16 protein-coding genes are annotated in these 15,984 nt (G+C 64.6%); 3 read left to right on the top strand and 13 right to left on the bottom strand.

All coding sequences use genetic code 11. From position 1 onward, the window contains the following. Positions 1-194 precede the first annotated feature (194 nt). On the top strand, positions 195-875 hold the full coding sequence (locus AC0WR5_RS00485) for a TetR/AcrR family transcriptional regulator (protein ID WP_475865992.1): 681 nt from the start codon (positions 195-197) through the stop codon (positions 873-875). Between the two features lie 35 nt (positions 876-910). Here AC0WR5_RS00485 and guaD read toward each other — a convergent pair whose 3' ends face one another. From guaD to AC0WR5_RS00425, 12 genes are all read right to left on the bottom strand, one after another. Continuing rightward, positions 911-2,251, bottom strand: a complete 1,341-nt coding sequence (gene guaD / locus AC0WR5_RS00480; RefSeq protein WP_475865990.1) for a guanine deaminase — start codon at positions 2,249-2,251, stop codon at positions 911-913. Positions 2,252-2,419: 168 nt separating this feature from the next. Continuing rightward, on the bottom strand, positions 2,420-3,277 hold the full coding sequence (hpaD, locus tag AC0WR5_RS00475; protein WP_475865989.1) for a 3,4-dihydroxyphenylacetate 2,3-dioxygenase: 858 nt from the start codon (positions 3,275-3,277) through the stop codon (positions 2,420-2,422). A 111-nt stretch (positions 3,278-3,388) separates the two neighbouring features. Beyond that, positions 3,389-4,699, bottom strand: coding sequence for a TRAP transporter large permease (locus AC0WR5_RS00470; RefSeq protein WP_475865987.1), 1,311 nt, complete (start codon positions 4,697-4,699; stop codon positions 3,389-3,391). 1 nt (position 4,700) lies between these two features. Then, positions 4,701-5,201, bottom strand: a complete 501-nt coding sequence (locus tag AC0WR5_RS00465; protein WP_475865985.1) for a TRAP transporter small permease — start codon at positions 5,199-5,201, stop codon at positions 4,701-4,703. Beyond that, complete coding sequence (locus AC0WR5_RS00460) at positions 5,198-6,226, bottom strand: TRAP transporter substrate-binding protein (RefSeq protein WP_475865984.1); 1,029 nt, start codon at positions 6,224-6,226, stop codon at positions 5,198-5,200. Before AC0WR5_RS00460 ends, AC0WR5_RS00465 begins: the two co-directional genes overlap by 4 nt. 161 nt (positions 6,227-6,387) lie before the next feature. After that, positions 6,388-7,149: an HpcH/HpaI aldolase family protein gene (locus AC0WR5_RS00455; protein WP_475865982.1), complete on the bottom strand. Its 762-nt coding sequence runs from the start codon at positions 7,147-7,149 to the stop codon at positions 6,388-6,390. 16 nt (positions 7,150-7,165) lie between these two features. Further along, positions 7,166-7,969 (bottom strand): 2-oxo-hept-4-ene-1,7-dioate hydratase, encoded by an 804-nt coding sequence (hpaH, locus tag AC0WR5_RS00450; protein WP_475865979.1) that lies wholly within the window; start codon positions 7,967-7,969, stop codon positions 7,166-7,168. After that, on the bottom strand, positions 7,963-8,841 hold the full coding sequence (locus AC0WR5_RS00445) for a fumarylacetoacetate hydrolase family protein (protein WP_475865977.1): 879 nt from the start codon (positions 8,839-8,841) through the stop codon (positions 7,963-7,965). Before AC0WR5_RS00445 ends, hpaH begins: the two co-directional genes overlap by 7 nt. A gap of 9 nt (positions 8,842-8,850) precedes the next feature. Continuing rightward, on the bottom strand, positions 8,851-10,308 hold the full coding sequence (locus AC0WR5_RS00440) for an NAD-dependent succinate-semialdehyde dehydrogenase (protein ID WP_475865976.1): 1,458 nt from the start codon (positions 10,306-10,308) through the stop codon (positions 8,851-8,853). Between the two features lie 13 nt (positions 10,309-10,321). After that, positions 10,322-11,302, bottom strand: a complete 981-nt coding sequence (hpaD, locus tag AC0WR5_RS00435; protein WP_475865973.1) for a 3,4-dihydroxyphenylacetate 2,3-dioxygenase — start codon at positions 11,300-11,302, stop codon at positions 10,322-10,324. 71 nt (positions 11,303-11,373) lie between these two features. Continuing rightward, a complete protein-coding gene (gene hpaE / locus AC0WR5_RS00430) occupies positions 11,374-12,885 on the bottom strand; it encodes a 5-carboxymethyl-2-hydroxymuconate semialdehyde dehydrogenase (protein WP_475865971.1) in 1,512 nt (503 codons plus the stop codon). Between the two features lie 10 nt (positions 12,886-12,895). After that, positions 12,896-13,294, bottom strand: a complete 399-nt coding sequence (locus tag AC0WR5_RS00425; protein ID WP_475865969.1) for a 5-carboxymethyl-2-hydroxymuconate isomerase — start codon at positions 13,292-13,294, stop codon at positions 12,896-12,898. A 110-nt stretch (positions 13,295-13,404) separates the two neighbouring features. Between AC0WR5_RS00425 and hpaR the strand changes: the two genes are divergently transcribed. Further along, entirely contained in the window at positions 13,405-13,866 is a 462-nt protein-coding gene (hpaR, locus tag AC0WR5_RS00420) for a homoprotocatechuate degradation operon regulator HpaR (RefSeq protein ID WP_475865967.1), read from the top strand. A gap of 497 nt (positions 13,867-14,363) precedes the next feature. Here hpaR and AC0WR5_RS00415 read toward each other — a convergent pair whose 3' ends face one another. Next, a complete protein-coding gene (locus AC0WR5_RS00415) occupies positions 14,364-14,570 on the bottom strand; it encodes a hypothetical protein (protein WP_475865965.1) in 207 nt (68 codons plus the stop codon). Positions 14,571-14,784: 214 nt separating this feature from the next. Between AC0WR5_RS00415 and AC0WR5_RS00410 the strand changes: the two genes are divergently transcribed. Next, the gene (locus AC0WR5_RS00410) at positions 14,785-15,966 is read left to right on the top strand and encodes a GAK system CofD-like protein (RefSeq protein WP_475865964.1); all 1,182 of its coding nucleotides are present in this window, start codon (positions 14,785-14,787) and stop codon (positions 15,964-15,966) included. Positions 15,967-15,984 lie beyond the last annotated feature (18 nt).

Raw genomic sequence — 15,984 nt, 5'->3', positions numbered from 1 at the left:
CGTTTGAACCCAGATTACCAGAAATTTTCTGCTTGAAATTGAGAAAAGACGGCATGTCGCATCCCTTGCACGACTTTTGTGCAGGGCCTTGCAACTGGCAGCTTGCGGGTCCAAATGACAGCCGCTGTGCCGATCATTCACTTGCGAGCTTTCTCACGGTTGAATATCGTTCACCTTCAAGAGGGCAAGTGTTTATGACCGAAAACAAGGGCGAAGCGCTGAAGGAAGGCCGCGTTGCGCGGCGTCAGCGGCGGAACCGGGAAGCTTTGATTCGCGCTGCCAGCGACGTGATGTCGGAAAAGGGCATCGACGCGGCAACCATGCTGGAGATTGCCGACCGCGCCGACGTGGGCGCCGGCACCGTCTACAACTACTTCCGCTCAAAGGACGATCTGGCGATCGCCGTGCTGGAAGAGATCATGCAGGACCTGGCGCTGAGGGTCGAGAGCGCAACCGACGATTTCGGCGATCCGGCGCATGTCTATGCAGTCGCCCTGCTGACCGTCCTGGAAACCGCGACCACCGACGAACGCTGGACCCAGCTGCTGAGCCGCTCTGGCATCGTGGCCGACGTGATGTTCCGGCGCGTGGGGCCCTTTGCCATCGACCTGCTGAAACAGGGCGGTGCCAGCGGGCGCCTGGTGCCGGGCGACGAGGCACTCGCCTGGCGGCTGAGCACCCACGCCATCGTCGGCATTGCCCTGTCGGTGAACCGGGGCGACCTGCCCCATTCGGCGATCCAGGGCGCCGCGATCCGGCTGCTCTGCCTGGCGGGGCTGCCCTCGGAGACGGCAAAGGAGCTGACCGCACGGCCACGCCCCGACCTGCCCCCCGAAGAGGGCCTCAGGACGCTGGAAAACGGGCCGCAGGGCTGAGCCCCACCGCCCGCTCCGGCGTTCGGAAGCGACGTTTAGATGCGGCGCTGGCCGTCGGTCCAGACAGCGGCCACGTTCGCCTTTGTCGCGCCGTAGAGGATCTTCTCGATGATCTGCTCGGGGCAGTCATCGGGGCGCAGGTAGATCTGGCCGGCCTTGACGGCGGGATCCACCATGATCGCATCGAAATGCATCCCCACCTCGAAGCTGCCCACCGGCAGGCCGAGCGTCTCGGCCCCGCCGCGGGTGGCAAGGTGGAAGGCGGTGCGGAAGTCGATCCGGGCATTGCCACGGCCGCGTTCATCCGCGGCCTGCGTCGGTTCCACCCCGGTTTCCAGCATCCGCGACACCGCGACGGACATCCGCGCGGCCTCCCAGATGGTACCGATGGGGCCGCCGGAAATGTCGGTGCCGAGCCCGACGCGCAGCCCCTTCTCCAGCGCCTCGCGCAGCGGAAAGACCGCGCCGGCGAAATAGCTGTTTGACCAGGGGCAATGGGCCACGCCGGAGCCGCGCGATTTCAGCAGGTCCATGTCGGTGTCGGATAGGAAATTGGCATGGGCAAAGACGCTGTGCTCTCGCAGCAGGCCGAAATGATCGAGCGCCTCGGCATCGGAACGGCCCATGCGCTCGGCAACGAAGCCGTGTTCCCAGTCACTCTCGGAGACATGGCTCTGCACGCGGGTGTCGGTCTCGGCGGCGAGCTGACCCAGGCCATGCAGGCAATCGTCGGTGCAGGAGGGGATGAAGCGCGGGGTGACCACCGGCTGCACCAGCCCGGCATCGTTGCCCGGCATGGCACGGATATGGTCGATCACCGCGCGGGTGCCGGCCACGGCCTCTTCGGCGTTGGCGTCACGGTAGTAGTCGGGGCAGCTGTCGGGGTCGTCCATCGCCACCTTGCCGATGAGCGCACGCTGACCTTTCGACAGGCAGGTATCGGCAAGGATATTGGTGGCGGGCACGTGGACGGTGGCAAAGTAGAGCGCCGTGGTGGTGCCGCAGCCAAGCAGGTGATCGACGAGATCGGGGTAGACCTCGCGGGCAAAGCCCTCGTCCTCGAAGCGGGCCTCGATCGGGAAGGTATATTGCTGCAGCCAGACTTCGAGCGGGACATCGAGCGCATTGCCGAGCTGAGGGAACTGCGGCGCATGGACATGCAGATCGACCAGACCGGGCAGAAGGTACTGCCCCTCGGGCAGGTGGATGGCGCCCTCTGGAATCTCGTCGGAGACCCGGGTGATGATGCCGGCCTCATCCAGCGTGATGGCCACGCGGGTGAGCGCCTCGACGGTGTCGCGGGTGGGCGCGTGGAAGGCATCGGCCACGATGGTGTGGCCGGCGAGCGCACCGGGAAGGGAGGAGGCCGCTGTCATGTCGTCTGGTCCTGTCGGTTTCTGTCTTCGGCCGCAGAATGGCGGCGGAACCGACAGTGTCACGAAAGCCCGGAAGGGTCCATAAAGGGAACCGGGCGCCAGACACGCAGCGCCCGGCCCCTGTCCCGGCGTCCCTGGGGATGTGCGAGAGCCCGGGAAAGCTTGGCTTCAGGCCTCGAGCGGGAAGACCAGGTTGGCCTGGCCTGTCCCGGACGAGGGAAAATACTCGGTGATGACCTCGGCCTTGCCCCTGTACTGATCCCAGCCGAGCGCACCGAAGAGCATGACCGTGTCGTGCATGTCGCCCTCGCCGTCGCAGTATTTCGCGTAATCCGGCAGCATCTGCAGGAAGAGCTCGATCTCGCCATTCTGCCACATCTCCATCACGCGACGGTCGATGACCTCGTTGAACTTGGACGAGATGGTGAAGGTGCCGTTGTTGGCCGAGTAGTCGTCGTTGTGCCAGATCTTGTGGCTGAGCGAGCCGGAGGCGATCAGGGCCACGTTGCTGTCGGATTTCTCGACCGCTTCGCGGATCGCGGCGCCAAGGCGGCGGGATTTCTCGATCGAGTGGACGGTGCACATGGCAGCGACGGAGACGACCTTCAGCGCGGCGTCCTCGTTCATGTAGCGCATGGGCACGAGGGTGCCGTATTCGAGATCGAGGCTCTCGACCTGATGACTGAGGGTATAGACGCCGTTTGCCTGGGCGGTTTCCGCGATCAGGTCTCCGAGGGCGGCATTGCCCTGGTATTCATAGGGCAGGTCGCGGATGAACTGCGGGAACTCATGCGACGTGAACATGCCCTTGAAGCTGTGGTTGGCGTTGATGTGGTAGCCGGCGTTGACCAGCCAGTGGGTGTCCAGCACCACGAAGGTGTCGGCGCCCGCCTCGCGGGCGCGGCGGCCGATTTCGTGGTGACCATCTATGGCCGGCTGACGGCAGCCCTTCAGCACGCCTTCCTGCTCCGACATGATCATCGTCGGCACATGGGTACATTTCGCGGCCAGGACAATCTTGCCCATATCGGCTCCTCCCGATTAATTTAACATGTTTAGTATAAAGCAGAGCCTCCGCCAGGGCCCTTGATCCGGATCAAGTCCGGCACCGGGCGAAGGAGAATTTGTGCGTTTTCGCTAATTTATCAGGGCCAGCGACAGGGCCGGCACCGAGATCAGCAGCGCCAGCCTCAGGATGTCGGAGAGCCAGAACGGCAGGATGCCGCGGAAGATCGTCTTGAGCGAGACATCCGGCAGGGTGGCGTTAAGCACGAAGACGTTCATGCCCACCGGCGGGGTGATCAGGCTGACCTCGGTCACCACCACGACGATGATCCCGAACCAGATCAGGATCGAGTCCGGATCCGAGAGGATCTCTCGCCCGAAATCGAGCTGGTACATCAACGGATAGAAGATCGGCACGGTCAGCAGGATCATCGACAGGCTTTCCAGCACACAGCCAAGGATCAGGTAGATGACGATGATGATGCCGAGGACCAGCCATGCGTTCAGGTCCATGTCATAGACGAGGTCGGCCAGCGCGTCGGGCAGGCCCGCGAGATTGATGTAGTTCGAGAAGATCTCGGCCCCGATGACGATGATGAAGATCATCGCAGTGGCCTCCACGGTTTCCACGATGGCCTGGCCCACGTCCTTCATCCGGGCGTGGCCGGTGGCAACCACCATGACCAGTGCCGCGCCCGCGCCCATGCCGGCGGCCTCGATCGGGGTAAAGAACCCGCCGTAGATGCCGACCATGATGAAAAGAAAGAGCGCGGTGGCCAGGACCACGCCATAGATTCCTTCGACGGGATGTTCGTCGGTCTCGTAGGATTTCGGTGCCAGGCTGGGGTTGATCAGCACCGCCACCAGCACGGCGAGAACATAGAGCGCCAGGCCGATCAGCCCGGGCACCACGCCGGCGATGAAGAGGTTGCCGATGTCGCTCTCGGTCAGGATTCCGTAGATGATCAGGATGACCGAGGGCGGGATCAGGATGCCGAGCGTGCCGCCGGCGGCAATGGCACCGGAGGAGAGACTGTCGGCATAACCGTACTTGCGCAGCGAGGGCATGGCGACCTTGGACATGGTCGCCGCCGTGGCCAGCGAGGAGCCGCAGACCGCCGAGAAGCCACCGCAGGACAGCACCGCCGCCATGGCGAGGCCGCCCGGCAGTTTCCTCACCAGCCGCTGGGTGGCCGAGAAGAGCCCCGCCGCAACGCCGGAATGCGCCAGCAGGTTGCCCATGAAGATGAAGAGCGGGATCACCGACAGAGAATAGGAGAAGATCGTATCGAAGGAGGTGGTGCCGAGCATCGTCAGCGCCGCGCCGGTGCCGCGAATCATCGCGAAGCCGATGGTGCCCACGACGATCATGGCAAAGGCGATCGGAACGCGGAACATCGCCAGCCCGAGAAGAATCGCCGTGGCGATCAATGGCTCGATCATGTCAGATTTCCCTGATTTTACTTGCCGGCACCAGGGCGATCACGCCGCTGATCACGAAGGTCAGCGCGCCCAGAAAGGCCGTGGGCCAGTAGGGGATGCCCAGATCGTAGGTGGCGCCGCCGTCCTGCAGAAGCGCCTGTCCGTGGCCGGCGACGGTCCAGCTCATCACGAAGAGGGTGAGCGCGGTGACCGTGGCGCCAAAGATCGAGATGATCCGCTCGGTCCGGTCGGACCAGGTCTGTGACAGGATGTCGACCTCGACATGGCTGCCCTTGTAGGTGGTGATCGGCAGGGCGGCGAGCACGAGATCGGCCAGCAGGACCTGCGTCAGCTCGTAGGCACCGGGCAGCGGGGCATTGAAGAAGTAGCGGCCGATCACGTCCACGACGGTCACGGCCACCATGGTCAGCAGCAACGCGCCGGACACCACCGGCAGAATGCGCATGACGAGAAAGCGAAGCCCGCGCAGGGGCTTCGACTCCTGGTGCAACTCGGGGGTCATTGGTCCGGTTTCGCCGTCTGCATGTCGGCCAGCGCGGCGGCGGCATCAAAGCCCTGGGCGTCGACCTCGCCGATCCAGCTCTGTTCCAGCGGCGCGCTGACGGCGAGGATCTGGTCGAGAACCGGATCATCGGCCATGTAGAGATCGATCCCGGCCTTCTGGATCGTCTCGCGCCCCTCGACATCGGCCTCGTCCCAGGCCTCGCCGGCCAGTTTCGAAAAGGCCTCGCCGGAGACCGACATGATCGCCGCCTGGTCCTCGGGGGTTATTCCATCCCACTTGCCCTGGTTCATCACCAGGAACCACGAGGTGTTGTAGAGCCCGCCGGGCACAGACATCACATCGGTCACGTACTTGTCGAGCTTGAAGGCCTTGACCGAGTCCATGCCGAAACAGACACCGTCGATCACGCCGCGGCTGAGCTTTTCGTAGACCTCGCCCGAGGACATGAAGAGCGTCGTTGACCCGAGACCCGACATCAGGTCGGCAGGATAGCCGCCGGGAGTCCGCACCTTGAAGCCACTAAACTGTTCCGGTGCCTCGAAATGCATATCGCGCGACAGCAGCATGCCCGGCCCATGGGTGAACAGGCCCAACACCTTGGTGCCCTCGTGCTCGGCGGCGGCGTCGAGCTGCTCGGTGTAGACCTTCCAGAAGTTTTCGGAGGTGGTGACGGCACTGTCTCCAAGGAAGGAGAATTGCCCGACGCGCGACCGCAGGAAGCGGTTGTCGGAGGTAAAGCTGTGCAAGCCGTAGGTGATATCCGCGATCCCATCGTGGGCCATGTCGAAATGCGCGGGCGGTGCGCCCAGCGGCTTGGCCAGCACGCGGATCCGAACGCGACCCTCGGTGACATCTTCGACCTGCCTGGCCCAGGGCTTGATCGCGCCCACGACGAGCGGGTGGCGCGGCGGCAGCCAGCTCGAGAGCACCAGCTCGGTGGTCTCGGCCATGGCCGGCGCGGCGGCGACAAGGGCCACGGTGGTAGCCGCGCCCTTGATGAAATTTCGCTTGGTCAGTTTCATGTGTTCCTCCCTTTGGTGAACCTTCAGCTTTCCTCGCCGGCCCCGCTCCCCCGGTAACCGACAGCATCTGTCCTGCGCCTGTAATTAACACGTTAATTATTTACTTAACAAGCGAAGATTGGGGACCTCGACGGATTGTCAGAGGCCCCCAGCCACCCGTCTCAGAAAGCGGATCGCAATGTCTTGAGCCCCTTGGCCAGCACGCCCACGTCGGAGCCAACGGCCAGAAACTCCACGCCCATTTCGGCGTATTCCGCCGCAAGAGTTTGATCCGAAGTCAGGATTCCCGCGGCAAGGCCGGCGGCGCGAATGCGCTCCAGCGTGGTCCTGACCGTCTCTCGCACCTCGGGGGCACCAGGATTGCCCAGGTGGCCCATGTCGGCGGCGAGGTCGGCCGGGCCGATGAAGATGCCGTCGATGCCCGGTACGGCCAGGATCGAATCGAGATTGTCGATACCCGCCCGGCTCTCGACCTGCAGCAGCAGGCAGGTCTGTTCATTTGCGGTATCCAGGTAATCTGTGATCGTACTGTATCCCGATGCCCGCGCCAGGGCGGCACCGACGCCGCGCACGCCCTGCGGAGGATAGAGCATCGAGCGTACGACCTCGCCGGCCTGTTCCGCGGTTTCGATCATCGGCACCAGGATCGTCTGGGCGCCGATATCCAGCATCTGCTTGATCAGGGCGCGGTTGTCATCGCGCACCCGCACCACCGGCTGGGCACCCGCGGGATCCAGCGCGCGCAGCTGTGCCAGCACGTCGCGCAGACCGTTGGGCCCGTGTTCGCCGTCGATCACCAGCCAGTCGAACCCGCTCTTCGAGCAGAGCTCGGCCACGCTGGGATCGCCGAGGCCCACCCAGAGACCTATCTGCACGTCCTTTGCCTTGAGACGTGCCTTGAACCTGTTTGTCGGTGCGGGCATCTGCCCTCTCCTTCCTTTATTCGAACGACAGCGAGACCGAACCGAAGGGCCCGTAATCCGCTTCGATTTCCGTGCCCGGCGGACATTCCAGCGGGGCGATGAACGACCCGGAAAGAACGACCTGCCCGGCCTCGATCCGCTGGCCATACTGCGCCATGCGACGGGCAAGCCAGACCATTCCGGTGACCGGATCATCGAGCACGGCAGCACCAAGGCCGGTGGCCTCGACCAGGCCATCTTTGCGCAGGATGGCACCGACCCAGCGGAGGTCGACGTCGGCCGGATCATGGCGCTGCCGACCCAGGACGATGCCGGCGTTTGCAGCGTTGTCCGAGACGGTGTCGAAGATCTTGCGCGTGGCACCGCTGGCGGGATCCTTGCGCAGGATACGGGTATCCAGGATCTCTATCGCAGGCACCACGGCCCCGGTCGCGGCCAGGACATCCTCGCGCGTGACGTCGCCCCCCGAGAGCGGTGCCTTCATGACAAAGGCGATCTCGGCCTCGATCCGGGGCTGGATGAACCGGTCCCGCGGGATCACCGCACCGTCGGGAAAGTCCATGTCGTCGTAGAGAACGCCGGAATCAGGTGTATCGATGCCAAGCGCGTCCTGCATCACCTTGGAGGTCAGGCCGATCTTCCAGCCGATCACCTGCCGCCCGGCGGCCAGCTTCTGCGCCACCTGCGCCGACTGGATCGCATAGGCATCGTCGAGCGTGATCCCCGGGTGGCGCAGCGAGAGCAGGCCGATCTGCTCCCGGGCGGCCTCGGCGGCGAGCAGGTCTGCCGCCGCCTGGTCGATTTCCTGCTGGCTCAGCATGCCTCGTCTTCCACGCCGTTCACCAGGCTGCCGATCCCTTCGGCTGAAACCTCGATCACGTCGCCGGGTTTCAGCCAGATCGGCGGATCGAAGCGTGCACCGGCCCCCGTGGGCGTACCGCAGACGATCACGTCGCCCGGCACCAACGTGCAGAAGGTCGAGACGTAGTTCACGATGTAGCGGAAGTCGTACATCATGCGGCTGGTGCGGTCCTGCTGGCGGATCTCTCCGTTCACCTTGGTGGTCAGCTCGATATCGTCGAGCTGATCGGCGCCGCGGAAAGGCACCAGCCAGGGCCCGATCGAGCCGGTGCTGTCCCAGTTCTTGCCCTGGGTCACGTTGAACTTGGCATGGCGTACCCAGTCGCGGATCGTGCCCTCGTTGCAGAGCGTCAGCGCGGCGATGTGGTCATAGGCGTCCTCGCACGCGATGCGGCGGCCGCCCTTGCCGATGACGATGGTCACCTCGCCCTCGTAGTCGAGCTGGGGGCTCTCCGGCGGGCGGACGAGTTTGCCGTTGTGCCCGGTGAAACTGCGCGGAAAGCGGATGAACATCGAGGGCTTGGAGGGCGCGGCCTGGCCATCCTTGTACTCGGCATTACGGTCGGGAAAGTTCACGCCGATGCAAATCAGCTTCTCGGGGCGGGCGATGGGAATGAGGAAGGTCACGTCCTCTTCGCGGAAGGTGGGGCTGCGCCCCTCGGCGGCGGCAATGACCTCCTCAAGTGCGCCGGCCTCGATGACCTGCTGCAGCCCGGCAAAGCGGCTGCCGTATTCCGGGGTCATGTCGATGATGCCGGTGTCAGTGACCACGCCATAGCGGTCGGCCCCGTTGGCATGGAAGGCGGCAATACGTGCGGGAATGGGTTTCATGGCAGATCCTCAGGCAATTCCGCCGAAGCAGAGATATTTGATTTCGACGAACTCCTCGATGCCGTAGCGCGAGCCCTCGCGCCCCAGGCCGGAGTTCTTGATGCCGCCAAAGGGCGCCTCGGCTGTGGAGATGAGGCCGGTGTTGATCCCGACCATGCCGTATTCGAGCTGCTCGCCCACCTTCCAGGCCCGGGCCAGGTCGCGGGTATAGAAATAGGAGGCAAGGCCGAACTCGGTGTCGTTCGACATCGCGACGACCTCGGCATCCGTCTCGAACCGGAAGAGCGGCGCAACGGGGCCAAATGTTTCCTCTCGCGCCACCGCCATTTCCTGGGTCATCCCGGTCAGGACGGTGGGCTGGAAGAAGGTACCGCCGAGGGCATGGGGCCGACCGCCAAGCGCCACGGCCGCGCCCTTGCCGACCGCATCGGCGATGTGCTCCTCGACCTTGGCGACGGCCCCGGCGTCGATCAGAGGACCGAAGACCGTGCCCTCCTCCTGGCCATCGCCCACCTTCAGCTCGGCCAGCCGTGCCGAGAGCTTTTCGGCGAAGGCGTCGTAGACCCCCGACTGCACATACAGACGGTTGGCACAGACGCAGGTCTGCCCGTTGTTCCGGAACTTCGAGATGATCGCGCCCTCGACCGCCGCATCGAGATCGGCGTCATCGAAGACGATGAAGGGCGCGTTGCCGCCCAGCTCCAGCGCCAGTTTCTTGACCGTGTCTGCCGACTGCCGCATCAGTTCGCCCCCCACCTCGGTAGAGCCGGTAAACGTGAGCTTGCGCACCACGGGGCTGGCCGTCATGGCGCCGCCGATGGCAGAGGCAGAGCCGGTCAGCACCGAGAAGAGCCCGGCGGGCAGGCCCGCGCGTTCGGCCAGGACCGACAGCGCGATCGCCGAAAATGGCGTCTGGCTTGCGGGTTTCAGGACCATGGCACAGCCGGCCGCCAGCGCCGGGCCGGCCTTGCGCGTGATCATGGCATTGGGAAAGTTCCACGGCGTGATGGCGGCGACCACGCCGATGGGTTGCTTGATCACCACGATCCGCTTGTCACTGGCGTGCCCCGGGATGACATCGCCGTAGACGCGGCGGGCCTCCTCGGCGAACCATTCGATGAAGGAGGCGCCATAGAGGATTTCCCCGCGCGCCTCGGCCAGGGGCTTGCCCTGTTCCATCGTCAGAATGCGCGCCAGGTCGTCGGCATTCTCGATGATCAGATCGTACCAGCGGCGCAGGATCACCGCGCGCTCCCTGGCCGTGCGGGCGGCCCAGGCGCCCTGCGCGGCCTCGGCGGCAGCAATGGCGGCCTCGGTTTCCGCCGCACCCAGACGGGGCAGATGCCCCACCAGCGCGCCGGTCGACGGGTTCCTTACTTCCAGCGCCCCTTCGCCGGGAGTGATCCACTCTCCGGCGACATAGGCGGCCTCTTTCAGCAGGCCCGGATCTTTCAACAATGCGGTCATGGTCCTGCCCGGCTCAGGGTGCGACGATCGGCGTGGCCTTCAGGCCCGACGCCACGGGCGCGACCCCGGTGAAGGTTGACCCGTGTTCGAACCAGCTGCGCGGCGCGGGTGCGCCCCAGAGGGTCTGACGCTGCGGGTCCTTGAGGTCCCACTTGATCGGCTCCAGGTCGGGATCGACCGTCTGGTAATCCGAGCAGTAGATCTCGATCCGGTGGCCATCGGGATCGAGGATGTAGAGGAAGAAGGCATTGGAGATGCCATGCCGCCCGGGACCGCGCTCGATATTGGCGACATATCCGGTGGTGGCCATCAGGTCGCAGAGGTCGATGATGTTCAGCGGCGTCGGCACCCAGAAGGCAGTGTGGTGCAGGCGCGGGCCGAGGCCGTTGGTAAAGGCCATGTCGTGCACGCCGCCCTTGCGGTGCGCCCAGGCCGCCCAGAGGTGGCCGCTCTCTTCGTCCTCGGTGTATTCCGTCACCCGGAAGCCGATCTCGTTGTAGAAGGCCACGGCCTTGTCCACGTCGGAGGCAAAGCAGTTGAAGTGGTCGATGCGGAGCGGCTTGACGCCCTTGTAGAGAGCGTATTTCTGGTGGATCGGCTCGAGGCGGTCCATCTTGAAATAGAGCTCCATCGGCATGCCGAAGCAATCGTGGGTCAGCAGGGTCCGCCCCTGGTAGGGGCGTTCCACCCATTCCACGGCATGACCCTTGGCAGTGAACCAGGCATGGGCCTTCTCCAGCTCTTCCTCGTCGAAGACCTTGAAGGAGAGCGACTTGACCTCGGACACCTCGGATTGCTGCAGCACCATGCAGTGATGGCCGCGCTCTTCCAGTGCACGCAGGTAGATGCAGGTGTCGTCCTCGTCGGTGACCTGCAGGCCGAGCGTGTCGACGTAGAAGGCCCGCGAGGCAGCCAGGTCCTTGACGCCAAAGACGACGTGACTGAGGCGGATGATGTTGAAGGGCGGGTACAGGTTTGCGGCCGGAATCGGCATTGGTGTTTCCTCTGAGGCAGGGGTGTCTGGGAGCAGGCAGAGCGGCCTCCCACCGCTCTGCGCGAGGCGGCTCAGCCGCCCAGTTTCGGAACCTTGTGGAACTGCCGCGGGAAGCTGACGTTCACGGTTTCCATGTAGAAATCGAAGGACCAGTCGCCGCCGTCACGGCCGATGCCGCTGGCCTTCACGCCGCCGAAGGGCGAGGGCAGGTGCCGAACGTTCTCGGAGTTGACCCACATCATCCCCGCGTCCAGCGCATCGGTCATGCGCATCGCCCGGCCGAGGTCGTTGGTCCAGAGATAGGCGGAGAGGCCATATTCGACGTCATTCGCCAGGCTCAGGGCCTCATCCTCGTCCGTGAAGGGGATCGCGGTGAGGACCGGGCCAAAGATCTCTTCCTGGGCAATCGCCATGTCGTTGGTGGCATTGGTAAAAAGCGTCGGGCGCACGAAACAGCCCTCGCCCTCCACCTTCTCGCCGCCGGCGGCGATCGTGGCGCCCTCCTCGCGAGCCTTGTCGAAATAGGAGAGCACCTTCTTCTCGTGCTCGGGATGGATCAGCGGGCCGACGACGGTCTCGGGGTCCAGCGGATGGCCGATCTTGATGCGCTTTGCGACCTCGGCAACCTTGGCGGTGAAGGCTTCATAGATCGTGTCCTGCGCCAGCAGCCGCGAGGACGAGGTGCAACGCTCGCCGTTCAGCGAGTAGATCATGAAGGTGGCCGCATCCACGGCGCGCTCCATGTCGGCGTCGTCAAAGACGATGACCGGGTTCTTACCCCCCAGCTCGAAGTGCACGCGCTTCAGCGTATCCGCACCCTGTTTCATGATCATCGAGCCGGTGCGGCTCTCTCCGACAAAGGCGATGGCCTTGATGTCGGGGTGTTCGGTCAGCCGCTTGCCCGCATCCTCGCCGAAGCCGTTGACCAGGTTCAGCACGCCCTTGGGCAGGCCCGCGCTCTCGGCGATCTCGACCAGCAACTTGGCCGTCATGGGCGAGAATTCCGCCGGCTTGTGCACGACGGTACAGCCCGCCGCCAGTGCCGGCGCGATCTTCCACGTCGACAGCATGAAGGGGGTGTTCCAGGGCGTGATCACCCCCACCGGCCCGATCGGGCGGCGCGAGGTCACGTTCATCTGGTTCGGATTACGCAGCGCCTTACCATCTTCGGCCGTGGGCGCCTGATCGGCGAAAAAGCGAAAGTTGGCGGCCCCGCGCAGCGCGGCCTTGGACATGAAGCGCAGCGCCTGACCGGTGTCCATGCACTCGGTAAAGGCGATTTCCTCGGCGCGTGCCTCGATGGCCTCGGCGACCTTGATCAGGATGGCCCGGCGCTCCTTGCCCGGCATCTTGCCCCAGGTCTGAAAGGCCTCCTTGGCGGCGGCAACGGCGGCATCCACATCCGCGGCACCACCCTTTGCAACCCGCGCCAGTGGCTGCAGGTCGATGGGAGAGATCGTGTCGAACATCTCGCCGGAGACGGCCGGCACGGATGCGCCGCCGATGTGGTTCAGGACACCGCTTTCACTGAAATGCGCCAGGTAGCCTTTGGCGCGTTCGATATTGTCGTTCAGAACGCTCATGTCTTGTCCTTCAGTTCTGCTGGCCCGAGAGGCGGGCATGAATGGGCGTCTCCTTCCAGCTCAGCTCCGGGTCGATCTGCCGGATCTCGAGCGAAAGGGCGAAATGCTGGGTGGCGAGAGGTCCCGCGAGCGCCTGCCTCGCAGCGTCAAAGACCAGATCGCCGGCGGCGCGAAGCGCCTCTGTCGGACGTCCGGCACCAACCGAGAGGGTCATGGCCACGAAGGTGTTCGTTCCGGTGCCGTCATCGTCGGCGACGATGCAGAAATTCGCGCAATGCGCCCGGATCCGTATGCCGGCCAGCGGAAAGATCCCGGCCTCGACCATAGCCGAATGCAGCGACCGGCAGAGCGCAGGAACATCCGCCAGGGCCGCAAGCCCCGGAGCATATTCAATGGATAAATGCGGCACGAATCTCCTCCCGTCGCCCCCCACGTTTTAATTAACATGTTAATCTTTGCGATGCTTGTCAACAGCAGCAATTTGTAACATGTGAAATTTATGGACCTGAGGAGCTGCAGATGACAGAAAGCGTAAAGGACGGTTTCGGCCTGGCAGAGACCCGGCGGACGCTGCCTATCGCCCTGCTGAGAGCCCGCGAGGCGGTGATGGAACGGTTCCGCCCCGTACTGAACGCCCACGACATCACCGAGCAGCAATGGCGGGTGATCCGGGTTCTGCAGGAACACGGCGACACCGATGCCACCAAGCTGGCGGATCTGGCCTGCATTCTGCCGCCCTCGCTGACGCGCATGCTGAAATCTCTCGAAGCACGCGGGTTCATTGCCAGTCGCAAGGACAGTGCCGACGGCCGCCGCAGTATCGTGTCTCTGACCGAAACCGGCCAGCGCTTCATGTCACAGGTCTCGCCGTCAAGCGCTGCGATCTATGCCGAGATCGAAGCGCGCCTTGGCCCCGACCGCATCGAACACCTGCTCGACGAGCTGGAATTCCTGCTCAACGCGCTCGAACGCAGGGGCTGACTGCTCAGGACGAGATCCGCAACCCACCTTTTGCCGGTGCCGCATCGAGCGCGTCCGCCTCGCTCACCCGCAGGCTCACCTGGCCGCGGCCATCCTCGCGCTTGGCCTTGATGCGAACGGTCATCAGGCCCCATGGCATTGCAGGAGCATTCCTCCTCGACGCCAGGGCTCAGCTCTCCCCTTGCGCCCCCTTTCGACAGCGCCGCCCGAAACGCCTTGCTGCTCCTGGCGTCCTGAAGGGCTTCATGGGCAAAACGGTTGCGGTCCCCGGTCAAGGGGCTCTCCTCTCATGCGAAACGCGGGGCGCATTCGGACGCGAAATGCTTGACGCCCGGGCAGTCGCGCCTCAGCCCGGTGACATCACCCGAGGGATAGGCAAGCGTCGCGCCAGCACCGATCCCCCACAGCCCCTCAAGACTGCGCGAAGCGCGGTCAAGGGGCACGTCGCATTCGAGACTTTGCAGATCAGCCAAGGTTCCACCTCGCGGGGCAAGCCATCAACGCGGGATCATCGTCGAAAACCGAAGGTAGCAGGGCAGCAAAGGGCGGGCGTGACGTATCGACAGGCGCGCGACATCGGCGCGCGGGATCGCCCCGGACCAGCGGCGGCACACGTTGGCCACATGCAGCACGTCTTTCACTTCCACCACGCCGCCCGCTACCACCCGGCCTGACGGGCGATACAGGCCTGCATCGTCTCGCAAGCCTCCTGCCGCCGGCCCGCAATGTCAGGTAGCGTGGCAATGCCGCACGATGCCTGACGCGGCTCAGAACCAGGTTGTCCTTTCGGATGACAGCGCGCACGGTAGAACGGATCGGAGACGTCAGAGGCATGGCGTGTCCGGCCACCGCAACAGGTGTCATTTCTGAGACACGACAGGACATTACGGTGCCGCGCCAGGCAAGAGGAACCGCCGCATGGCAAAGATCACGCTGACCCGGGAGGTGCGCCTGCCCGATGACCTGCGCGTGTCGCGCTGTCTATCTGCCCCGCACCTCGGGCCGCGCATCCTGTTCTTCAGTGGCGGCAGTGCCCTGAACGGCATCGCCACCTGGCTGAAACGCTATACCTACAATTCCATCCACCTGATCACGCCCTTCGACAGCGGCGGCAGCTCGCAGGTGCTGCGACAGGCCTTCGACATGCCCGCGGTGGGTGACCTGCGCAGCAGGCTCATGGCGCTGGCAGACGAGAGCGACCTTGGACAGCCCGACATCTATGCGCTCTTCACCCACCGGTTTCCCGCGGACGTCGCCAACAGGACCCTGCAGGCCGAGGTGCGCGAGATGGTGCGCGGCAAACACCCGCTGGTCAAATCCGTCTCTCTGCCCATGCGCACGCTGATCTGCAGCTTTCTCAAGACCTTCGCCAGGAATGCGCCTGACGACTTCGACTATCGCAGTGCCTCCATCGGCAACCTGATCCTTGCCGGCGGCTACCTCGGCCATGACCGACAGCTCGAGCCGGTGCTGTTCCTGATGTCCAAGATGGTCGATGTGCGCGGCACCGTCCGCGTCGTGGCCGACGTCAACCTGCAGCTCGGCGCCCAGCTCTCGGACGGGCGCCGCATCATTGGCCAGCGCGCCATGTCCGGCAAGGAGGCCCCGCCGATCACCGCGCCGATCAGCCGCCTCTTCCTGTCCGACGGGCATCGCGACCTCGTCCCCGACGATGTGCCCCTGCCAAAGCGGAACCGCAAGCTGATTTCGCGGGCTGACCTGATCTGCTATCCCCCCGGCAGCCTCTACACCAGTGTCATCGCCAACCTTCTGCCGTCGGGCGTGGGGCGCGCAATCGCCGCGCGTGAGGTGCCCAAGGTCTATATTCCCAGCCTCGGCACTGATCCCGAAACGCCCGGCATGTCCCTCGCGGATCAGGTCGCGGCACTGCTCGTGCCGCTCCGCGCCGATGCCGGACAGGGACAACCGGCCCGCAGCTTCATCACCCATGTGATCTGTGACGACAGTCTTGACCCCGGAGATGCGCAGGAGGTCATGGCCCGCCACGGCATTCCATGCCACCGCCTGCCGCTCATCGGGGCGCGCCCCGATCGTTATGAACGGCAAAAGGTCTGCGACATGCTCGTCTCGCTCGTCTGACCCCAGTTTTCCCGGAGA

Source organism: Pseudooceanicola sp. DL12, from assembly GCF_056270665.1.
The sequence above is the reverse complement of the archived record's forward strand: the minus strand, read 5'-3'. Positions and strand labels throughout refer to the sequence as shown.

Bases quoted from the DNA above. Each gene is read 5' to 3' on its own strand.
- AC0WR5_RS00485 (WP_475865992.1), top strand. From the start codon at position 195: ATGACCGAAAACAAGGGCGAAGCGCTGAAGGAAGGCCGCGTTGCGCGG.
- guaD (WP_475865990.1), bottom strand. From the start codon at position 2,251: ATGACAGCGGCCTCCTCCCTTCCCGGTGCGCTCGCCGGCCACACCATC.
- hpaD (WP_475865989.1), bottom strand. From the start codon at position 3,277: ATGGGCAAGATTGTCCTGGCCGCGAAATGTACCCATGTGCCGACGATG.
- AC0WR5_RS00470 (WP_475865987.1), bottom strand. From the start codon at position 4,699: ATGATCGAGCCATTGATCGCCACGGCGATTCTTCTCGGGCTGGCGATG.
- AC0WR5_RS00465 (WP_475865985.1), bottom strand. From the start codon at position 5,201: ATGACCCCCGAGTTGCACCAGGAGTCGAAGCCCCTGCGCGGGCTTCGC.
- AC0WR5_RS00460 (WP_475865984.1), bottom strand. From the start codon at position 6,226: ATGAAACTGACCAAGCGAAATTTCATCAAGGGCGCGGCTACCACCGTG.
- AC0WR5_RS00455 (WP_475865982.1), bottom strand. From the start codon at position 7,149: ATGCCCGCACCGACAAACAGGTTCAAGGCACGTCTCAAGGCAAAGGAC.
- hpaH (WP_475865979.1), bottom strand. From the start codon at position 7,969: ATGCTGAGCCAGCAGGAAATCGACCAGGCGGCGGCAGACCTGCTCGCC.
- AC0WR5_RS00445 (WP_475865977.1), bottom strand. From the start codon at position 8,841: ATGAAACCCATTCCCGCACGTATTGCCGCCTTCCATGCCAACGGGGCC.
- AC0WR5_RS00440 (WP_475865976.1), bottom strand. From the start codon at position 10,308: ATGACCGCATTGTTGAAAGATCCGGGCCTGCTGAAAGAGGCCGCCTAT.
- hpaD (WP_475865973.1), bottom strand. From the start codon at position 11,302: ATGCCGATTCCGGCCGCAAACCTGTACCCGCCCTTCAACATCATCCGC.
- hpaE (WP_475865971.1), bottom strand. From the start codon at position 12,885: ATGAGCGTTCTGAACGACAATATCGAACGCGCCAAAGGCTACCTGGCG.
- hpaR (WP_475865967.1), top strand. From the start codon at position 13,405: ATGACAGAAAGCGTAAAGGACGGTTTCGGCCTGGCAGAGACCCGGCGG.
- AC0WR5_RS00410 (WP_475865964.1), top strand. From the start codon at position 14,785: ATGGCAAAGATCACGCTGACCCGGGAGGTGCGCCTGCCCGATGACCTG.